The 18792-nt window shown below is 65.3% G+C and carries 19 protein-coding genes; 8 read left to right on the top strand and 11 right to left on the bottom strand.

The features are described from left to right. Positions 1 to 30 precede the first annotated feature (30 nt). Positions 31 to 2478 (top strand): RHS repeat domain-containing protein, encoded by a 2448-nt coding sequence (locus E6B08_RS05690; RefSeq protein ID WP_136913122.1) that lies wholly within the window; start codon positions 31 to 33, stop codon positions 2476 to 2478. Between the two features lie 23 nt (positions 2479 to 2501). On the opposite strand, the gene E6B08_RS05685 is transcribed toward E6B08_RS05690, so the two are convergent. The 7 genes from E6B08_RS05685 to E6B08_RS05655 form a co-directional block, all read right to left on the bottom strand. Continuing rightward, positions 2502 to 3092, bottom strand: a complete 591-nt coding sequence (locus E6B08_RS05685; protein WP_136913121.1) for a GNAT family N-acetyltransferase — start codon at positions 3090 to 3092, stop codon at positions 2502 to 2504. A gap of 147 nt (positions 3093 to 3239) precedes the next feature. Further along, complete coding sequence (locus E6B08_RS05680; protein ID WP_136913120.1) at positions 3240 to 3818, bottom strand: DJ-1/PfpI family protein; 579 nt, start codon at positions 3816 to 3818, stop codon at positions 3240 to 3242. Between the two features lie 51 nt (positions 3819 to 3869). Then, complete coding sequence (locus E6B08_RS05675; RefSeq protein WP_136913119.1) at positions 3870 to 5027, bottom strand: phospholipase D-like domain-containing protein; 1158 nt, start codon at positions 5025 to 5027, stop codon at positions 3870 to 3872. Position 5028: 1 nt separating this feature from the next. Next, positions 5029 to 5610, bottom strand: a complete 582-nt coding sequence (locus E6B08_RS05670) for a YceI family protein (protein ID WP_136913118.1) — start codon at positions 5608 to 5610, stop codon at positions 5029 to 5031. A 43-nt stretch (positions 5611 to 5653) separates the two neighbouring features. Beyond that, positions 5654 to 5950: an amidase gene (locus tag E6B08_RS05665; protein WP_136913117.1), complete on the bottom strand. Its 297-nt coding sequence runs from the start codon at positions 5948 to 5950 to the stop codon at positions 5654 to 5656. After that, positions 5947 to 7014, bottom strand: a complete 1068-nt coding sequence (locus E6B08_RS05660; RefSeq protein ID WP_136913116.1) for a serine hydrolase domain-containing protein — start codon at positions 7012 to 7014, stop codon at positions 5947 to 5949. The genes E6B08_RS05665 and E6B08_RS05660 overlap by 4 nt, the downstream gene beginning before the upstream one ends. A gap of 139 nt (positions 7015 to 7153) precedes the next feature. Further along, on the bottom strand, positions 7154 to 8041 hold the full coding sequence (locus E6B08_RS05655; RefSeq protein WP_136913115.1) for an acyl-CoA dehydrogenase: 888 nt from the start codon (positions 8039 to 8041) through the stop codon (positions 7154 to 7156). Positions 8042 to 8199: 158 nt separating this feature from the next. On the opposite strand from E6B08_RS05655, the gene olsB reads away from it, so the two are divergent. Then, entirely contained in the window at positions 8200 to 8955 is a 756-nt protein-coding gene (olsB, locus tag E6B08_RS05650) for an L-ornithine N(alpha)-acyltransferase (protein ID WP_136913114.1), read from the top strand. Next, positions 8955 to 9743, top strand: coding sequence for a lysophospholipid acyltransferase family protein (locus E6B08_RS05645; RefSeq protein ID WP_136913113.1), 789 nt, complete (start codon positions 8955 to 8957; stop codon positions 9741 to 9743). The genes olsB and E6B08_RS05645 overlap by 1 nt, the downstream gene beginning before the upstream one ends. A 124-nt stretch (positions 9744 to 9867) precedes the next feature. Here E6B08_RS05645 and E6B08_RS05640 read toward each other — a convergent pair whose 3' ends face one another. Further along, a complete protein-coding gene (locus E6B08_RS05640) occupies positions 9868 to 10452 on the bottom strand; it encodes an ACP phosphodiesterase (protein WP_136913112.1) in 585 nt (194 codons plus the stop codon). A 163-nt stretch (positions 10453 to 10615) separates the two neighbouring features. Here E6B08_RS05640 and E6B08_RS05635 point away from each other — a divergent pair, with 163 nt between their 5' ends. Both E6B08_RS05635 and E6B08_RS05630 read left to right on the top strand, forming a co-directional pair. Beyond that, complete coding sequence (locus E6B08_RS05635) at positions 10616 to 10918, top strand: ArsR/SmtB family transcription factor (protein ID WP_136917335.1); 303 nt, start codon at positions 10616 to 10618, stop codon at positions 10916 to 10918. A 29-nt stretch (positions 10919 to 10947) separates the two neighbouring features. After that, positions 10948 to 11997 (top strand): alkene reductase, encoded by a 1050-nt coding sequence (locus E6B08_RS05630; RefSeq protein WP_136913111.1) that lies wholly within the window; start codon positions 10948 to 10950, stop codon positions 11995 to 11997. A gap of 54 nt (positions 11998 to 12051) precedes the next feature. Here E6B08_RS05630 and E6B08_RS05625 read toward each other — a convergent pair whose 3' ends face one another. The 3 genes from E6B08_RS05625 to E6B08_RS05615 all read right to left on the bottom strand — a co-directional run bounded on the left by E6B08_RS05625 (position 12052) and on the right by E6B08_RS05615 (position 14899). Beyond that, positions 12052 to 12876, bottom strand: a complete 825-nt coding sequence (locus E6B08_RS05625; protein ID WP_136913110.1) for an ATPase — start codon at positions 12874 to 12876, stop codon at positions 12052 to 12054. Between the two features lie 87 nt (positions 12877 to 12963). Continuing rightward, a complete protein-coding gene (locus E6B08_RS05620) occupies positions 12964 to 13959 on the bottom strand; it encodes an NAD-dependent epimerase/dehydratase family protein (protein ID WP_136913109.1) in 996 nt (331 codons plus the stop codon). Positions 13960 to 14008: 49 nt separating this feature from the next. Beyond that, the gene (locus E6B08_RS05615; protein WP_136913108.1) at positions 14009 to 14899 is read right to left on the bottom strand and encodes a LysR family transcriptional regulator ArgP; all 891 of its coding nucleotides are present in this window, start codon (positions 14897 to 14899) and stop codon (positions 14009 to 14011) included. 121 nt (positions 14900 to 15020) lie between these two features. On the opposite strand from E6B08_RS05615, the gene E6B08_RS05610 reads away from it, so the two are divergent. From E6B08_RS05610 to E6B08_RS05600, 3 genes are all read left to right on the top strand, one after another. Then, on the top strand, positions 15021 to 15620 hold the full coding sequence (locus tag E6B08_RS05610; protein ID WP_136913107.1) for a LysE/ArgO family amino acid transporter: 600 nt from the start codon (positions 15021 to 15023) through the stop codon (positions 15618 to 15620). 206 nt (positions 15621 to 15826) lie between these two features. Next, positions 15827 to 16423: a superoxide dismutase gene (locus E6B08_RS05605; RefSeq protein ID WP_028635149.1), complete on the top strand. Its 597-nt coding sequence runs from the start codon at positions 15827 to 15829 to the stop codon at positions 16421 to 16423. A gap of 316 nt (positions 16424 to 16739) precedes the next feature. After that, positions 16740 to 18791, top strand: a complete 2052-nt coding sequence (locus E6B08_RS05600) for a putative bifunctional diguanylate cyclase/phosphodiesterase (protein WP_192938620.1) — start codon at positions 16740 to 16742, stop codon at positions 18789 to 18791. Position 18792 lies beyond the last annotated feature (1 nt).

The raw sequence follows: 18792 nt of genomic DNA, 5'->3' as shown, positions 1-18792 counted from the left end.
CGCCTTTGTTCTGATTCAGCAGGTGCCAATATGACCACACCTCCACCATTCGAGCCGACTTCACTGGGCAGCCGAAGCTTTGATGGCCTGGGCCGGCCGCTCAGCCTCAACGTTGGCGGCCGCACCGTCGACTATCACTACACCCGCGGGCAACTGCCACCCAGCGCCCGCACCCTGGCCGACGCCAGCAGCGTCAAGTTCGGCTACATCGCCGCCTTGGACAACCAGGTCGCGCGTATCGAACCGGCCAACGAACCTACGCGCACCTTCGATTACGACCCGGCCTTGGCCCTGCTGGCTAGCGCCAGCGGCCCGCTAGGCCAACAAACACTGCACTACAAGCCCAGCGGCAAGCCCGAGAGCGAAGCCTGGAGCATCGACGGCGCCGAGCATGTCACCCGCTGGCGCCACAGCCTCGCGGGGCTGCTGCTAGGCTTCGAGGATGCCAGCAACACCGCACATAACCGCCACTACGATGCGCATGGCCGACTGCAACGCATCGAAGTCGGCTCGGTGACCAGCACCATCGCCTACGACGTGTTCTCCCGGCCGCACAGCTACACCACTGTCGATGCCGTCAGCGGAAACCAACTTCTGCAAAAGCTCGGTTATGACAGTCTTGGCCGCGAACGCACGCGTACCTTTACTGCCACGCTCGCCGGAACGGTCCGTCAGCAGGCGCAGACCCTGACCTACAACGACCTCGACCAAGTCGTGGCCCGGCATTGGCAAGACGACGAGCGCAAAGGCAGCGAGCGGTTCGACTACGACTTGCTTGGGCGTTTGAGCCACTACAGCGCCGACCCGGCCGTGGCGCCTGAAGACCCGTTCGGCAATCGCGTCGTCGAGCAACGCTTCACCCTGACGCCGCTCGATGGCTACGCCAAAGTGGTGACCAGCTACGTCGACGGCAGCCGCGACGAGGCTGAATATCACTACGACAACGCCCAAGATCCCTGCCAGGTCAGCGCCATCAGCCACACTCACCGCAGTTGGCCGGCACGCATCGAGCTGCGCTATGACGCCCGCGGCCGGCTGCAGTCCGACAGCCTCGGCCGCAGGTTGAGCTGGGATGCCCAGGACCGCGTGACCCGGGTCGAGTACCGCGGGCAGGTGTGCGAGTACGCCTACGACCCCAGCGGCAACCTGGCAGACCGCCGCGTCGATGGCGTGCTGAGCCGCAGTTTCCACAGCGCCGGCCAGCTGACCCATGAACGACGTGACGATGAGCTCACGCACCTGGCCGCCGACGCCGGCCAGTTGTTCGCCGTCACCCGCCTGCGCGCCGGGGTGCGTCAGGGCCTCACTACCCTGCTCGGCTGCGATGCCCAGGGCAGCGTACGGGTCGAGGCCGACAACAGCCTGCGCAGCCGCCGCTACACCGCCCACGGCGCCGAGCCGGGCCAAGCGAGCCCGGCCGACAATCCCTTCGGTTACACCGGCGAACGCCGCGAACCGCTCAGCGGCTGGTACATCCCCGCCGGCTACCGGCCCTACGACCCGCTGCTGATGATCTTCCTCGCCCCGGACAGCGAAAGCCCGTTCGGCCGGGGTGGCCTGAATGCCTATGCCTATTGTGGTGGCGACCCGGTCAACCGCATCGACCCAGACGGACACGCCTGGTGGAACTGGCTAGTGGCCGGTATCGGTCTGGTGCTCGGTGCCGTAGCCACGGTGGCAAGCTTCGGCGCCGCCGCCCCGGCTTTCGCAGCTGTAGCAGCCGGCGGCCTGGGCGCGCTGACCGCCAGCGGTGCAGCTTCGATCACGGTCGCGACGCTCGGCGCGGTGTCACTGGGCACCGGCATCGCCTCGACGGTGCTCGAAGCGGTCGACAAGGACTCCAAGGCAGCCGGTATTCTCGGTTGGGTCTCACTGGGCACCGGCCTGGCAGGGACGGCGCTGGAAATCGCGCCCAAGGCCGCCTCGGCAGTCACAGCCAAGGCCGGAAGATTGGTAGGCAGGGGGGCGAGCAAGAGTGCCAGCAAAGCCAAAGCGTTGCCCGCAAGCCTCAAGGGTTCAGCACAGGACCAGACCAAGGATGTGTTCTTCTTCCCCGACTACGACGGCAAAGGGACGCCTGCGTTCATTACCCATGGTGCGCCCGACGGCACTTTGCTTTCCAAGCACCACGGCTGGTTGCCAGCGGACGAGCTAGCCCGCCTGGAAATCAAGCCGGAACTGGATCTGTTCACCCAGGCCGGCCTGAGCAATCCTGACAGCCATCTGTTGCTGATTGCCTGCCGGGCATGCGACACCGGGGCCGCGCAGCAGGTCGCCAACGCCATACGGTGGCCCACCATTGCCCCGTTCGGCAAGACCATCTTCGAGGACTTTCCCGGCTCGATCCAAAGCATGCTTCAAGGCAGCGGGCATGGTCGCGTGTTCTCCGAAACGGCGACCTTGCCTTCACACCTCAAGCTCCGCGCGGGCTCGGCAGGACGTGTCGACGCCATATGGAACATCTACTTGCCGCAGTGAACCCGCGCTGGCAGCCAGGCGGATCACACCGGCAGCGCCTTGAGCCAGAACGACATGATCTTGGCCGACAGCTCGGGGTCATCGAGGTCTCGCCAGCTGTAGGCGGTACGCAGCGACGGTTCATGCAGAAAACCACGGTTGCGCCAGAAGCCATGCAGCGGCTTGTAATTCTCCGGCCTGCGTGGATGACCGGCCGGGCGTTCCACGGTGCAGAAGGCGCAGTAGTCGAACTCGGCCAGCTTATGGGCGTAAGACTCGCGCTCGATGAAAAAGCGCACACCCAGGCCCTGCCCCCGGTATTGCGGCGTTACCACCGAATCAGCGAAATAGTAGACGCTGGCCGGGTCACGGCCCTGACCCAGGAACGGTTGCTGAAACGCCTCGGCCACATCCACCAAAGGCAGTCCCGTCGAGGCGCCGACCACCTGCCCCTGGTCCAGGGCCAGCACCACCAGGCTGCGACCAGAGCCAGCGTAGGTTGAGAAGTATTCGGCTTCGGACTCCAGGTTTCCGTCGTAAAGGTAGGGAAACTCACGCAACACCGTCAGGCGCAGGCGAGCGAGGTCATCGATGTAAGGCGCGATAGCGGCGCCGTGCAACAGGCGGATTTCCATGCTTGGCGGTCGTTTTGTCGTAGTGGATGACACGCTCGGCTAAACCGGGCTCGTAGCCAAACCCTATCACCCGCACCGCTGCGCCGCCTTTCCCCTGCACGACAGGTATTGTTCCAGGACCGCTACCGGGCCCGCAGCATCGGCCCTTCAGGCAATACGCGTCCCGAGCACCTTGAGGAACGCCGCCAGCCATGCCGGATGCGCCGGCCAGGCCGGTGCCGTGACCAGATTGCCGTCTACATGCGCCTGGTCCACCGCGATGTCGACGAACTTCCCGCCCGCCAGGCGCACCTCCGGCGCACAGGCCGGGTAGGCGCTGCATTCGCGGCCTTCGAGCACGCCGGCTGCGGCCAACAACTGCGCCCCGTGGCATACCGCTGCAATCGGCTTGCCGGCCTGGTCGAAGGCCTTGACCAGCGCCAGCACCCGCTCGTCCAGGCGCAAATACTCCGGCGCTCGGCCACCGGGAATGAGCAAGGCGTCGTAGCCCTCGGCACGCACCTGGACGAAGTCGTAGTTCAAGGCAAAGTTGTGCCCCGGCTTCTCGCTGTAGGTCTGCTCGCCCTCGAAGTCATGGATCGCGGTACGCACCGTCTGCCCGGCGACCTTCTCGGGGCAAACCGCATGCACGGTGTGGCCGACCATGGTCAGTGCCTGGAACGGCACCATCGCCTCGTAGTCCTCGACGTAATCACCCACCAACATGAGAATCTTCTTCGCCGTCATCGCATCCGCTCCTGGCAGTACCTGTGAACAGTCAATGCAAGATAGTAGCTATCAGTTGCGACGGTCGAGCAGATTGACCACCAACCGGTCGAGCCAGCCCCATAGCCGCTGTTTCACCCGGCGCCAAAGGGGCCTGGCGTTCCAGTGGTCGAGGTCGACTTCCTCGCTCTGGGCGAAATCGCGCTCGAAACTGGCCAGCACGGCAGCGGTCAGCGCCGGGTCGAGCGCCTCGACGTTGGCTTCCAGATTGAAGCGCAGGTTCCAGTGGTCGAAATTGCAGGAGCCGACACTCACCCAGTCGTCCACCAGCGCCATCTTCAGGTGCAGAAAGCACGGCTGGTACTCGAAGATCCTCACCCCGGCGCGCAACAAGCGTGGGTAGTAACGGTGCCCCGCGTAGCGCACCGAGGGGTGATCGGTCCGTGGGCCGGTGAGCAGCAGGCGCACGTCGACGCCCTTGCCGGCCGCCCGTCGCAGCGAGCGGCGCACGCTCCAGGTGGGCAGGAAATACGGCGTGGCCAGCCATACCCGCTGCTTGCCGCTGTTCAGCGCGCGCACCAGCGAGTGCAGGATGTCCTGGTGCTGGCGGGCGTCGGCATAGGCCACCCGGCCCATGCCCTGCCCTTGCGCCGGCACCTTGGGCAAGCGCGGCAGACCGAAGCCCTCGGCCGGGCGCCAGGCGGTACGGCGGTTGTTGGCGTGCCACTGGCGGTCGAACAGAAGTTGCCAGTCGATCACTACCGGCCCCTGCATGCGCACCATCACCTCGTGCCACTCCGATTGCGCGTGACCCGGAGTCCAGAACTCATCGGTAACCCCGGTGCCCCCGACGACCGCCCAGCGTTCGTCGACCAGCAGCAGCTTGCGGTGGTCGCGGTAGAGATTGCGAAAGCCCCGGCGCCAGCGCAAGCGGTTGTAGAAGCGCAGGTAGACGCCGGCCTCGGTCAGGCGTTCGCGCAGCGCCGTGCCGAAGGCCAACGAGCCATAGTCGTCGAACAGGCAACGCACCCGCACCCCGCGCCGAGCCGCGCGCTCCAGCACCTCGACCACCGCCTGCGCGCACTCGCCGGCCTCGACCAGGTACAGCTCGAGGTCGACCTGGTATTCGGCCTGTTCGATGGCCTGAAGCATGCGCGGGAAGAATACCGGGCCATCGACCAGTAGCTCGAACTGGTTTCCTTCGCGCCAGGGGAAGACCGGCCCCGGCATGTCAGCGGGCGTTGAAGATCAGCACCGCATTGACCGGTACCGTCGGGTTGATGGACTTGAGCTTGGCGAATTTGCGCAAGCTCTCCAGGCCCGGCATCAGGTCGTAGTCCCCGGCGCGCAGCACCAGCGGCTCCAGCGTGACCACCTGGAAGCGTCGCTGGTCCAGGCGCGTGGCCAGCAGCAGTGCGTTGTAGCTGTGCGATTGGCCATGCAGGGTGACCGTCAGCGGCAGGCGCAGCTCGATCTGCGCACCATCGGCAAGGTCGTTGAGCGGCCTGAGGTCGAGCTGCGCCTTGACCGTGGCTTCGGCGAACTGCTTGACCTCGAACAGATCGTCGCGCATGCGTTCGTCACGCAGGGGGATGCCACTGCTCACCGAGTCCATCTCGATACGCAGGTTGGCCGTGCCCTTGCGATCGACGCTGCCGTGCAGCACCAGGAAGCGGTGCACCTCGGCGGTGTCGCCGTTCTTGCCGGTGACGAACGACAGGCGAGACGACTCGCCATCGAGGTGCCAGTTGGCGTGGGCGGGCAGGCAGAATGCCAGCAACAATGCGGGGAGAATACGGGGCAGCTTGAACATGGCGAATCTCATGAAACGAGGCGCCAACCTTACCCAACCGCCCTCATGGCAGCAAGCGGCAGCCCTCGCGCCCACCCTGCCACCGAGCCTGATTTCGCCGGCCCAGCCCTTCGGCGGTCACCAACCGTTGCGGCCCGTCTTCCACGAGCGAGGCCAGGGGGAGCCATTGCTGCACATAGCCGCGGCAATAGGCCTGGTCGAAGCCCATCACGAAGCGGCACGAGCAATATTCCTTGGCCGAGTATGCCGAGAGGATCCGTGGAAAGTCCGACAGCGCCTGGCGCTCATACCAGGCCCAGCCGATCAGGATGATCAGCACCAGCCACAGCAGCCGCTTCATGGCCGCTCCCCGGCTACTGCGGCCAGCACGCGTCTTAGCAACTCGTTGTGGCTGTAGCTGGCGTCTCGATCGTCGGCGTAGCGCACGATGACCAGTTGTTGCGCGGGCAGCACGTACAGCGCTTGGCCCCAATGGCCGAGCGCGGCATAGGTCGTGTTCGGGGCGTCCGGCCAGGGTGCCTGGCCGCCTGCCAACGGCTGATTGAGCCACCAGTGGCCGCCGGGGTTGGCTTCGCCCGGCATGGCCTTGGCCTGGGCGAACGAGGTGGTGTTGAACGCGACCCAGCTCGCCGGCAGCAGCTGGCGGTCGCCCCAATGCCCGTCACGCTGCATCAGCAGGCCGATACGCGCCAGGTCGCGGGCCGTCAGGTAGAGATAGGAAGAGCCGACATAGGTGCCGCTGCCATCGCGTTCCCAGGTGGCAGAGGTGATGCCCAGCGGCTCGAACAAGGCTCGCCAGGGATAGTCGGCATACGCCTGCTCACCGACCATGCCGCGCAGGGCGGCGGCCAACACGTTGCTGTCGCCGCTGGAGTAGAGAAAGCGCGTGCCTGGCGCTTGGGCAGCAGGGCGCGCTGCCGTGTAGGCGGCCATGTCGTGGCGCCCACGGGTATAGAGCATCGCCACCACCGACGACTTCAGCGGCGCGTATTCGTAGTCTTCCTGCCAATCCAGTCCACTGGCCCAATGCAGCAGATCGGCCAGGGTGACCTCGGGGTGAGCCTGCATGGGGGAGTAGAAGCGTGCGGCCGGATCTTGCAGCTGGAAGCGGCCTTGGCCTTGGGCCACACCCAGCAGCGTGGCCAGCACGCTCTTGCTGACCGACCAGGTCAGGTGCGCGGTGTCGGCGCGGGTAGGTGCGCTGTAGCGCTCGTGGATGATGCGCCCGTCGCGGATGATCAGCAGGGCATCAGTGCGGATGCCGCTGCGCTCGGAGGGGTTGCGCCGGGGGAAGGCGTAGGCGTCGACGGCCTTCCAGTCGATGGCGGTGTGGTCGACGGGCCAGTCCTCGGCCCAGGCGGGTAGGGTCAACAGGCCGATGATCGTGTACAGGATCTTGAGCATGCGGGGGCCTTTTCAGGGCCGCTGCGCACCCCATCGCCGGCAAGCCGGCTCCTACACAGGATAAGGTAGGAGCCGGCTTGCCGGCGATGGGCTGCAAAGCAGCCCACGGATCCAATGGATCACACAGCTTTTCAGGCCTTCATGACAATCCTGCAGCCTCCCAGGCCTTGGCCAGGCGTTTTTCTCGCGCTGCAGTGGCCAACGCCAGCACCCCCTGGTCCCGCTGCCACAGTTGTGCCCACTGCTCCGGCCCCGCCAGCAGCGCCTTGTCGATCGCCCCGCGGAGCTCCTGGAACTGCGAGAACAGCCCGCCCAGCAGCAAGTGACAACCCACGCTGTCGGCGCACTGCCGGCTGCCCTCGGCACAGCCCGCCAGTAATCCCAGCAGACGCAGGCGCAATTCCTGCGGCCAGGCGCATGCCTGGCCCACGCCATACAACCAAGCGGTCAACGCCGTCAGCACGTACAAATCTTCGAGCGAGCGAAACGGTTTCACGTAGTCGTCCCAGCCGTCCCCGGCGAGCAACTCGCACGCCGCCTGCTGCAGGCGTAGGCGGCCATGCCCGACCTCGGGCATCAGCGGCAAGGTCGGCAAGGCCTCGAGGCTGACACCTGGCTCTCCTGGGTAGACCACCGCCAGGCTCAGGCGCGGCGCATCGCCCTGGCCTTCGCTGCGCGCCGCCACCAGCAGCCATTCGGCGTCCAGCCCGGCGGTGACGAAATCCTTGTCGCCGCTAAGGCGCAGTCCATCCAGGCGCACCTGCATGTCGGCCGCACGCACGCTGCGTCGCTCGGTGGCGCACAGCGCACCAAGGCCAGCCGGGGCGCTGGGCCAGAGCACGCGCAAGGCGGCCTGGTAGCCGACCAGGAAGGCCAGACCCGGCGTTGCCATGGACCGCCCGCCCAGCACCGCCAGCTCGAATGGCGCGACCGCGCCCAGCCGCTCGCCCAAGGCGCCATAGGTCTCGCCCAGCGTGCCTGCGAAGGGATGACGGAACGGATCGTTGAGACGTTGCAACCAGGCCATGGAAGGCTCCTCTCAAGGGGTGCGGCCGAATGGTGTCGCGGGGTGTCATGCAAGCATCACCAAAGGTTCACAGGCGTGACACTGCATCTACCTAGGCTGACTTTGCACAACAAAGCCGACCGGCCGCAACCCTCTTGGCTAGCTTAGGGAGACTCGCAATGACTCGGATCGCTCACTCTGGCGACAACAGCAACGCACGCCGCCTGCAAGCCGAACGCCTGGTCGGCGCCACGGCCCTGCAGGAAGCCCAGGCGTTGCGCTACAAGGTGTTCAGCGCGCAATTCAAGGCCAAGCTCAAAGGTGCCGAACAGGGCCTGGACATGGACGAATACGACGTTCACTGCCGCCATATCGGGGTTCGCGACCTCAACACCGGCGAGCTGGTGGCCACCACCCGCCTGCTCGACCACCAGGCCGCCAGCAGCCTCGGCCGCTTCTACAGTGAAGAGGAATTCAGCCTGCACGGGTTGCTGCAATTGCAAGGCCCGATCCTCGAACTGGGTCGCACCTGCGTGGCGCCTGACTACCGTAACGGCGGCACCATCGCCGTACTCTGGGGCGAACTGGCCGAGGTGCTCAACGAAGGCCGCTACAGTTACCTGATGGGCTGCGCCAGCATCCCCATGCAGGACGGCGGCGTGCAGGCCCATGCGGTGATGCAGCGCCTGCGCGAACGCTACCTGTGCACCGAACACCTGCGCGCCGAGCCCAGAAAGCCGCTGCCCAACCTGGCCCTGCCCGGCAATGTCATCGCCGAGATGCCTCCGCTGCTCAAGGCGTACATGCGCCTGGGCGCGAAGATCTGCGGCGAGCCTTGCTGGGACGAGGATTTCCAAGTGGCCGACGTGTTCATCCTGCTCAAGCGCGACGACCTCTGCCCGCGCTACGCCCGTCACTTCAAGGCGGCGGTCTGATGCCCAAGCTGCGGGTGATCGCCCGCCTCACCCGGTTGATCCTGGTCCTGCTGCTGGGCCTGTGCATGGCCAGCGTCATCGCGGTCGGTGAGCGCCTGGGGCTGAAAGCCTCGCTCGCGCATCGCCAGCGCTGGGCCTGCCTGTTCATGAAACGCCTGGTCGCCGCCCTGCCCTTCGAGGTGCAGGTGAGCGGCGAACTGCCACAACGGCCGATGCTGTGGGTCAGCAACCATGTGTCCTGGACCGACATCCCGCTGCTCGGCATGCTCCTGCCCCTGTCGTTCCTGTCCAAGGCCGAAGTGCGCCATTGGCCGCTGGCGGGCTGGCTGGCCGAAAAGGCCGGCACCTTGTTCATCCGCCGTGGCGGTGGCGACAGCCAGCGTCTGCGCGAGCAGATCGGCGAGCAACTGGGGCTGGCCCGGCCGCTGCTGATCTTCCCCGAAGGCACCACCACCGACGGGCGCCAGTTGCGCACCTTCCACGGCCGCCTGCTGGCCGGCGCCATCGACCGTGGCATGGCGCTGCAGCCGGTGGCGATCCAGTACCTGCGCAATGGCGAGATGGACCCGATTGCACCGTTCATTGGCGACGATGACCTGGTCTCGCACCTGATGCGCTTGTTCGCCGAGCCGCGGGGGCAGGTACGGATCCAGTTGCTGCCGGCGATCGGCAGCGTGGGCAAGGAGCGCGCGGCCTTGGCGTTCCAGGCGCAGCAGGCGATCCATGGAGCGTTGTTCGGGGTCGAGGAGGTCGAGGTGGCGCCGCGGCGGCAAGCGCGGGCGGCCTGAGTTATCCACTGTCTGTGTCGGCCCTTTCGCGGGGCAAGCCCGCTCCCACAGATACCCCACAGTACCTGACAACTATGGAGTGTCTGTGGGAGCGGGCTTGCCCCGCGAAAGGGCCGACACAGGCTTAACTGTCAGCCGCACGCCCCGCCGCCGCAAACGCCTGCAGCTGCGGATAGAACTCCCGAAAATCCGCCAACAGCGGCTCATACAACCGCTCCAGTTCCCCCATCACCCCGTGTATCCCCTCCGGCCGGGACAACCGCCGCGCTATGCCGTTGAACACCTGCTCGAGGGTCGCGAAATCGCCATAGGCGCCAAGCCAGTCATCCGCCGCCATGAACGGCGCAATGCGCGCCAGCCGCCCTGGCAATTGGGGCTCGGCCAGCAACACCCGATAAAAGTCCCCGGTGAACTGCTCCAGCGGCTGCTCGGCATAATCGGCCCAGTGCCGCGCCAGGCAGTGGTCGAAAAACACATCCAGCACGATCCCGGCAAAGCGCCGCCGCGCTTGCGGAAAGCGCGCCAATGCCGCCAGCACCAGCGGGTGCCGATCGGTATAGCTGTCGATGTGTCGATGCAAACGGATCGCCGCTTCCAGCTCGGGAGCGAAGCGGCCCTCCAGCGAGCCCTTGACGAAATCGCCGTACAGGCTGCCGAGCAGTTGTTGCGGCGCGGGGCCGCCGAGGTGCAGGTGCGCGAGGTAGTTCATGCGCGCATTCTAGCACCGCCATTCCCTGTATCGCCGCGCCCCGATATAGCCATTGCTGATCAGCTCAGAACCCCTTCGTATTTGTTTATCGCGAAATACCGATTTATATTTCGGAAAAATTCGATACACCGTGATACCACAGGCCTGAACCATGGCAAGCGATATGGCACTCGATCTCGACGACATCATCAAGGCACTGGCCCACCCGGTGCGGCGCGAAATCCTCAACTGGTTGAAGGACCCCGCCGCGCAGTTCCCCGACCAGTACCACAGTACCGAGCAAGGCGTGTGCGCCGGGCAGATCGACCAACGCTGCGGCTTGTCGCAGTCGACCGTCTCCGCCCACCTGGCCACCTTGCAGCGCGCCGGCCTGATCAGCAGCCAGAAGATCGGCCAGTGGCACTTTTTCAAACGCAACGAGGAAACCATCCAGGCCTTCCTCGAACAGCTGCGCCAGACACTCTGATTTCCACTCTTGTTTGCGAGGTAAACCGTATGACCACGCTGTTCAGCCCCCTGACCGTGGGCGACCTGCAATTGCCCAACCGCATCATCATGGCCCCGCTCACCCGCTGCCGCGCCGACGAGGGCCGGGTACCCAACGCGCTGATGGCCGAGTACTACGTGCAACGTGCCAGCGCCGGGTTGATTCTCAGCGAAGCGACCTCGGTCAGCCCGATGGGCGTCGGCTATCCGGACACCCCGGGCATCTGGAACGACGAACAGGTACGCGGCTGGACCAACGTCACCCGCGCCGTGCACGCCGCGGGTGGGCGTATCTTCCTGCAGCTGTGGCACGTGGGGCGAATCTCCCACCCGAGCTACCTCAACGGCGAGCTGCCGGTGGCCCCGAGCGCCATCCAGCCCAAGGGCCATGTCAGCCTGGTACGCCCACTGACCGACTTCCCGACCCCACGCGCACTGGAAACCGAAGAAATCGCCGACGTCGTCGAGGCCTATCGCAATGCAGCGGAAAACGCCAAGGCCGCCGGCTTCGATGGCGTGGAGATCCACGGCGCCAACGGCTACCTGCTCGACCAGTTCCTGCAGAGCAGCACCAACCAGCGCAGCGACCGCTACGGCGGCTCGCTGGAAAACCGTGCACGGCTGCTGCTGGAAGTCACCGATGCCGCCATCGAGGTGTGGGGTGCCGGCCGCGTCGGTGTGCACCTGGCGCCGCGTGCCGACTCCCATGACATGGGCGATGCCAACCGCGCCGAGACCTTCACCTATGTGGCGCAAGAGCTGGGCAAGCGAGGCATCGCCTTCATCTGCTCGCGAGAGAAAGAGGCCGACGACAGCCTCGGCCCACTGATCAAGGAAGCGTTCGGCGGCCCCTACATCGTCAACGAGCGTTTCGACAAAGCCAGTGCCACGGCCGCCCTGGCCAACGGCAAGGCAGACGCGGTGGCGTTCGGCGTGCCGTTCATCGCCAACCCGGACCTGCCGGCCCGGCTGGAAGTGGATGCACCCTTGAACCAGGCACATCCGGAAACCTTCTACGGCAAGGGACCGGTGGGCTACATCGACTACCCACGGATGTGACCCCGCCCATCGCCGGTAGGCGCCGGCTTGCCGGCGATGGCCCCGCAACCGACCTCAAGGCCGGGCGTTGATCTGCTGCTGCAGGTTCTGGATCTGGCTTTGCAGGGTGTTCAGGTTACGCGTGGTCTGCCCACGGAACGCATCGAACTCCTGCACCGAGGCGCCGCTTGCGGCCGCCGTAGGTCGGTTTTCTACCTGGCTCTTGAGCACCAGTACATCCTGCTCCAGGCTCTCGATCGCCGCACTCGGGTTGCCCTGCTTCTTCAGCGCTGCCACGTCGTTGCTCAGGCTCTTGAGCTGGCCATCGAGCTTGCCACCATCGACCTGACCCGACTTCAACGCCGCGAGCTCGCCGTTCACGGCCTTGAGCTGGGCCTGCAACTGGGTCTGCAATTCGGTCACCGCTTTTTGCTGCTCACGGGTGTCGGCCAGGACCTGTTCCAGGCGCTTGCCCAGGTCGCCAGCCTGCCCGGCCACGCCCTGCTGTTGCTTGCCCTGCTCGGCAAGGCTCGCCTGCAACTGGCGGATCTGCAGCTTCAACGCTTCGCTGCCGGTGTTGACCGTCGACTCGCTGGCATCGACCTTGCCACTGATCGCCTGCAAGCGCCCCGCCGCTTCCTCGCTGATCCGAGCGAAGCTTTCCTGGGTCGCCACCAGCTGCTGCTCCATCAGCGAGATCTGCTGGAAGCTCCACCAGCCCAAGCCTGCCAGGGCAATGAACGAAGCGCCCAGCAACGCCCAGAGCGCCCCGGTGGCTGCAGGCCGTGCGGCCTTCTGGCGGCTGCGCGCCACGTGTGCCGGCAGCAGTTCATCGTCATCCGGGGTACCGGCACGCAGGGTGGGTACGTCATCGAAATCATCACGGGCATCGTTACGCATGGGTGCATTCAACCGCGGTAGTAGCAAAGGGACATGAGTATAAACCGCTTGCGCGGCGCACTGATGACCATCATCGGCCGATCAGGTTCACTGGCCCAGTGGCTGATGTTTCCACCAGGCGCAGAATTCATCCAGTGCCGTCCATAGGCTGACCTTCGGCTCGTAGCCCAGGTAATGCCGGGCCCGGCTGATATCGAGGGTGAAGTCGCGGCTCATCACCTGCATGCCCAGGCGTGACAGCGTCGGCTGCGGTCGGCCCGGCCACATCAGACAGGCGACCTCGTTCAGCGCCGCCACGCTGTAGGCCAGGCCGAAGGAGCGATAGCGGGTGACCTGCGGCAGCTGCATCTGGCGCATCACGTAGTTGACCACATCCCACAGCGGGACCGGCGCGCCGTTGCTGATGTTATAGGCCTGGCCCAGGGCCCGGTCCTCGGCGAACAACGCGGCGAGCAGTGCCTCGTTGAGGTTTTGCACACTGGTGAAGTCGGCCTTGTTCAGGCCATTGCCGATGATCGCCACGCGCTGTTTGCGCTGCATCTGCATGAGCTGCGGGAAAATGCTCGCGTCGCCGGCCCCGGTGACGAAACGTGGACGCAGCGCCAGCACCTCCAGACCGAATTCCTGGGCGCCAAACACCTTCTGTTCGGCGAGGTACTTGGTGCGCCCGTAATGGTCATGGAAGCGCCGCGGCACCTGGTCCTCGCGCAGGCCCAGGTGCGACCGGCCATCGAAATAGATCGACGGCGAAGACAGGTGCACCAGGCGCCGCACGTGCTCCTTCAGGCAGCCTTCGACCACGTTTTCAGTGACCACCACGTTGGCCTGATGAAAATCCTGGTAGCGCCCCCAGTTACCCACCGCACCCGCGCAATGCACCACGGCGTCGACCCCCTGGCACAGTCGCCGAGCCAATTCGGCATCGCCCAGGTCGCCGGGAATGAACTGCGCACCCCGCTTGACCAAGTGCTCGACGCCCTCGGCGCGGCGGCCGTTGACCCGCACCTCCAGGCCCTGCTCCAGGGCAAAGCGCGCAAAGCGCCCGCCGATGAAACCGCTTGCCCCGGTAACCAGAATTCGCATGTATGACCCTGCCTTGCCAGATTTCAGATGCTACAGACGCCAGCCGCGCCTACAACGGCACCAGCCATTGCCCTGCGGTATGCCGCAGGTGCTCGGTCAGTTGCGCGAGCAATTGCCCACCACTGCGCCAATGATGCCAGTACAACGGCACATCGATGGGCGTATCGGCGCAAATTTCCACCAATCTACCCGTGGCCAACTGATCGCGGGCCTGCAACTCGGGCACCAGCCCCCACCCCAGTCCGGCTTCGGTCATGCGCAGGAAGCCTTCGGACGAAGGGCACAAGTGGTGCAGGAAACCATCCTGGATACCGAGTGATGCCAGATACCGATGCTGCAGGAAATCGTCCGGCCCGTAGACGATCGCCGGTGTCCTGGCCAGGCGCTCGGCCAGGAACCCTTGTGGGAAATAGCGCGCCATGAACTGCGGACTGGCCAATGCCCGATAGCGCATGGCGCCAAGCGCAAGGCTGCGCGCCCCGGCCACCGGTCGCTCGCTGCCGCACAGGCAGGCGGCGACCTCGCCGGCCCGCATCCGCTTGAGGCCTACGTCCTGGTCTTCCACCACCAGGTCGGTCAGCAACTGGTGCTCGGCGCAGAAGGTGCCCACGGCACCAGCCCACCAGGTGGCCAGGCTGTCGGCATTGAGGGCGATGCGCAGGCGTTCCGGCACACCTTCCTCGCCAAGCGCCGGTACCTGGCGCTGCACGTCACGCTCGAGCAGCCGCACCTGCTGTACATGGTTGAGCAACTGCCGCCCCACCTCGGTGGGGCTTGGCGGCGTGGCGCGCACCAGCACCGGCTGGCCGACCCGCGCCTCGAGCAGCTTGATGCGCTGGGACACCGCCGATTGCGACAGACCCAGAACCTGGGCGGCGCGCTCGAAGCCGGCCTGTTCGATCACCGCCGCGAGGGCAGCGAGCAGCTTGTAGTCGAACATCGATTTCCCTAATGACGGATCAGCATTATTTGTTTTTCTTATACACCGCCGACTCGCACAATGGCCAGCATCCCAACGTCATTGCACGCCCCTCCCAGGGCGTTCTCGGAGTATTCCCACCATGTGGCAAAGTTATCTGAATGGCATGCTCGTGGCCTTCGGCCTGATCATGGCCATCGGCGCGCAGAACGCCTTCGTCCTGGCCCAGAGCCTGCGCCGCGAGCACCACCTGCCGGTGGCAGCCTTGTGCGTGGTGTGCGACGCCATCCTGGTAGCCGCCGGGGTATTCGGCCTGGCCACGGTGCTGGCGCACAATCCGACGCTGCTGGCGATCGCCCGCTGGGGTGGCGCCGTGTTCCTCATCTGGTACGGCGCCAAGGCCCTGCGCAGTGCCTGTTCCAAACAGAGCCTGCAGCACCAGCAAGGCCAGGGCACGCGTTCACGGCGGGCGGTGCTGCTCAGTGCCCTGGCGGTCACCTTGCTCAACCCTCACGTGTACCTCGACACCGTGTTGCTGATCGGCTCGCTCGGTGCCCAGCAGAGCGTGCCCGGCGCCTACGTGGCCGGCGCGGCGAGCGCCTCGCTGGTGTGGTTCTCGACCCTGGCCCTGGGCGCGGCCTGGCTGGCACCCTGGCTCGCACGCCCGGCCACCTGGCGGATGCTCGACCTGATGGTCGCGGTGATGATGTTCGCGGTGGCAGCGCAGTTGATCTTCAACTGACCCACAGACCCGCATGCCGCCGATCGGCAACCGCGGGCCGCTCTGGAACCTCTATTCCCTATCTTTGTTGCGTGGTTATGCGCCTGGGCCGGTGCTATGATCCAGCCCTCGCGTCGCAAAAAGAGTACAAACTCGCCGACGCACATCGGGCCGCCCGTGATCGGCCTTGCGCAAACCGCAAACAGACCTGAATCAGGAGATCCACCATGGCTTTTGAATTGCCGCCGCTGCCGTACGCCCACGATGCCCTGCAGCCGCACATCTCCAAGGAAACCCTGGAGTATCACCACGACAAGCACCACAACACCTATGTCGTGAACCTGAACAACCTGGTCCCAGGCACCGAATTCGAAGGCAAGACCCTGGAAGAGATCGTCAAGAGCTCTTCGGGCGGCATCTTCAACAACGCCGCTCAAGTCTGGAACCACACCTTCTACTGGAACTGCCTGTCGCCAAACGGCGGTGGCCAGCCTACCGGTGCCCTGGCCGAGGCCATCAACACCGCTTTCGGTTCCTTCGACAAGTTCAAGGAAGAGTTCACCAAGACTTCGGTCGGCACCTTCGGTTCCGGTTGGGGCTGGCTGGTGAAGAAAGCCGACGGCTCCCTGGCCCTGGCCAGCACCATCGGCGCCGGCTGCCCGCTGACCAGCGGCGACACCCCGCTGCTGACCTGCGACGTCTGGGAACACGCCTACTACATCGACTACCGCAACCTGCGTCCGAAGTACGTCGAGGCGTTCTGGAACCTGGTCAACTGGGCGTTCGTCGCCGAGCAGTTCGAAGGCAAGACCTTCAAGGCCTGATTCATCTCAGACCTGACCGAAAAAACCCGGCCCTGTGCCGGGTTTTTTCATCGTCGCGCAAAAGCGCTGGCGCACGGTTGCTGAACAATCCCCGCCCCACCGACGGATTTCCCGCCGGCTCTTGCTCCACACCGATAGCGCGCTAACATCAAACTTCGGGAAAGAGGACACAGCGCCCTAAAGCCGCAGGCGTTGGCGACCGATATACTGCCAGGGGCGAGCCAGGACGTTGGCACTGCCCAGGGGCACCGGTCGATAGTGTATTGCCGACGATGATGGCAAAATGCTGCTATGCGCATGGATTAAGGAAACCCCATTGAAGCTGGAATTGCGGGACAGCTTATCGATCAAGTTGCTCAGGGTCGTGCTTCTATCGGCGCTGGCGGTCGGCGTCGTGCTCAGCTGCGCGCAGATCGTCTACGACACCTACAAGACCCGCCAGACCGTGGACAACGATGCCCAGCGCATCCTCGACATGTTCCGCGATCCGTCCACCCAGGCGGTGTACAGCCTCGACCGGGAAATGGGCATGCAGGTGATGGAAGGCCTGTTCCAGGACGAGTCGGTGCGCATGGCCTCGATCGGCCACCCCCACGAAACCATGCTCGCGGAAAAGTCCCGGCCCCTGCGCGACATGTCCATGCGCTGGCTGACCGACCTGTTTCTGGGCCAGGAACGTACCTACAGCATCGACCTGGTCGGCCGCGGCCCGTACAGCGAGTACTACGGCGACCTGAGCATCACGCTCGATACCGCCGACTACGGCGAAGACTTCCTGATCAACGCCGTGATCATCTTCATCTCCGGCGTGCTGCGCGCGCTGGCCATGGGCCTGGTGCTGTACCTGGTGTATCACTGGCTGCTGACCAAGCCGCTGTCGAAGATCATCGAGCACCTCACGCAGATCAACCCCGACCGCCCCAGCCAGCACCAGATCCCGCAGCTCAAGGGCCACGAGAAGAACGAGCTGGGCATCTGGGTCAATACGGCCAACCAGCTGCTGGCCTCGATCGAACGCAACACCCACCTGCGCCACGAGGCCGAGAACAGCCTGCAGCGCATGGCCCAGTACGACTTCCTCACCGGCCTGCCCAACCGCCAGCAGTTGCAGGCGCAACTGGACAAGATCCTCGTCGATGGCGGGCGCCTGCAGCACCGCGTGGCGGTGCTGTGCGTGGGCCTGGACGACTTCAAGGGCATCAACGAGCAGTTCAGCTACCAGGTAGGTGACCAGTTGCTGCTGGCCCTGGCCGACCGCCTGCGCGCCCACAGCGGTCGCCTGGGCGCCCTGGCGCGGCTCGGTGGCGACCAGTTCGCCCTGGTCCAGGCCAATATCGAGCAACCCTACGAAGCCGCAGAGCTCGCGCAAAGCATCCTCGACGATCTCGAAGCGCCGTTCGCCGTGGACCAGCAGGAAATCCGCCTGCGCGCCACCATCGGCATCACCCTGTTCCCCGAGGACGGCGACAGCACCGAGAAGCTCCTGCAAAAGGCCGAGCAGACCATGACCTTGGCCAAGGCCCGCTCGCGCAACCGCTATCAGTTCTATATCGCCAGCGTCGACAGCGAGATGCGCCGACGCCGCGAGCTGGAAAAAGACCTGCGCGAAGCGCTGCAGCGCAACCAGCTGTACCTGGTGTACCAGCCCCAGGTCAGCTACCGCGACCAACGCGTGGTCGGCGTCGAGGCCTTGCTGCGCTGGCAGCACCCAGAGCTGGGCATGGTTCCACCCGACCAGTTCATCCCCCTGGCCGAGCAGAACGGCAGCATCATCGCCATCGGTGAATGGGTGCTCGACCAGGCGTGCCGGCAGTTGCGCGAATGGCACGACCTGGGCTTCTGCGAGCTGCGCATGGCGGTCAACCTGTCGACCGTGCAACTGCACCACAGCGAGCTGCCACGCGTGGTCAACAACCTGTTGCAGGCCTACCGCCTGCCACCACGCAGCCTCGAGCTGGAAGTCACCGAGACCGGCCTGATGGAGGACATCAGCACCGCCGCCCAGCACCTGCTGAGCCTACGCCGTTCCGGGGCGATGATCGCCATCGACGACTTCGGTACCGGCTATTCCTCGCTCAGCTACCTGAAGTCGCTGCCGCTGGACAAGATCAAGATCGACAAGAGCTTCGTCCAGGACCTGCTCGACGACGATGACGACGCGACCATCGTTCGCGCCATCATCCAGCTGGGCAAGAGCCTGGGCATGCAAGTGATCGCCGAAGGCGTGGAAACCGCCGAGCAGGAGGCCTACATCGTCGCCCAGGGCTGCCACGAGGGCCAGGGCTACCACTACAGCAAACCCCTCTTGGCCCGGGAAGTGACCCACTACCTCAAGCAGGCCCAGCGCAACCACGCCTCGATGCTGTAGC

The organism is Pseudomonas putida (genome assembly GCF_005080685.1).
Classification (GTDB): Bacteria; Pseudomonadota; Gammaproteobacteria; order Pseudomonadales; family Pseudomonadaceae; genus Aquipseudomonas; species Aquipseudomonas putida_V.
The sequence above is the reverse complement of the archived record's forward strand: the minus strand, read 5'-3'. Positions and strand labels throughout refer to the sequence as shown.

What these genes read in the sequence shown, in the direction of transcription:
- E6B08_RS05690 (WP_136913122.1), top strand. Translation starts at nt 31, where the DNA reads ATGACCACACCTCCACCATTCGAGCCGACTTCACTGGGCAGCCGAAGC.
- E6B08_RS05685 (WP_136913121.1), bottom strand. Translation starts at nt 3,092, where the DNA reads ATGGAAATCCGCCTGTTGCACGGCGCCGCTATCGCGCCTTACATCGAT.
- E6B08_RS05680 (WP_136913120.1), bottom strand. Translation starts at nt 3,818, where the DNA reads ATGACGGCGAAGAAGATTCTCATGTTGGTGGGTGATTACGTCGAGGAC.
- E6B08_RS05675 (WP_136913119.1), bottom strand. Translation starts at nt 5,027, where the DNA reads ATGCCGGGGCCGGTCTTCCCCTGGCGCGAAGGAAACCAGTTCGAGCTA.
- E6B08_RS05670 (WP_136913118.1), bottom strand. Translation starts at nt 5,610, where the DNA reads ATGTTCAAGCTGCCCCGTATTCTCCCCGCATTGTTGCTGGCATTCTGC.
- E6B08_RS05665 (WP_136913117.1), bottom strand. Translation starts at nt 5,950, where the DNA reads ATGAAGCGGCTGCTGTGGCTGGTGCTGATCATCCTGATCGGCTGGGCC.
- E6B08_RS05660 (WP_136913116.1), bottom strand. Translation starts at nt 7,014, where the DNA reads ATGCTCAAGATCCTGTACACGATCATCGGCCTGTTGACCCTACCCGCC.
- E6B08_RS05655 (WP_136913115.1), bottom strand. Translation starts at nt 8,041, where the DNA reads ATGGCCTGGTTGCAACGTCTCAACGATCCGTTCCGTCATCCCTTCGCA.
- olsB (WP_136913114.1), top strand. Translation starts at nt 8,200, where the DNA reads ATGACTCGGATCGCTCACTCTGGCGACAACAGCAACGCACGCCGCCTG.
- E6B08_RS05645 (WP_136913113.1), top strand. Translation starts at nt 8,955, where the DNA reads ATGCCCAAGCTGCGGGTGATCGCCCGCCTCACCCGGTTGATCCTGGTC.
- E6B08_RS05640 (WP_136913112.1), bottom strand. Translation starts at nt 10,452, where the DNA reads ATGAACTACCTCGCGCACCTGCACCTCGGCGGCCCCGCGCCGCAACAA.
- E6B08_RS05635 (WP_136917335.1), top strand. Translation starts at nt 10,616, where the DNA reads ATGGCACTCGATCTCGACGACATCATCAAGGCACTGGCCCACCCGGTG.
- E6B08_RS05630 (WP_136913111.1), top strand. Translation starts at nt 10,948, where the DNA reads ATGACCACGCTGTTCAGCCCCCTGACCGTGGGCGACCTGCAATTGCCC.
- E6B08_RS05625 (WP_136913110.1), bottom strand. Translation starts at nt 12,876, where the DNA reads ATGCGTAACGATGCCCGTGATGATTTCGATGACGTACCCACCCTGCGT.
- E6B08_RS05620 (WP_136913109.1), bottom strand. Translation starts at nt 13,959, where the DNA reads ATGCGAATTCTGGTTACCGGGGCAAGCGGTTTCATCGGCGGGCGCTTT.
- E6B08_RS05615 (WP_136913108.1), bottom strand. Translation starts at nt 14,899, where the DNA reads ATGTTCGACTACAAGCTGCTCGCTGCCCTCGCGGCGGTGATCGAACAG.
- E6B08_RS05610 (WP_136913107.1), top strand. Translation starts at nt 15,021, where the DNA reads ATGTGGCAAAGTTATCTGAATGGCATGCTCGTGGCCTTCGGCCTGATC.
- E6B08_RS05605 (WP_028635149.1), top strand. Translation starts at nt 15,827, where the DNA reads ATGGCTTTTGAATTGCCGCCGCTGCCGTACGCCCACGATGCCCTGCAG.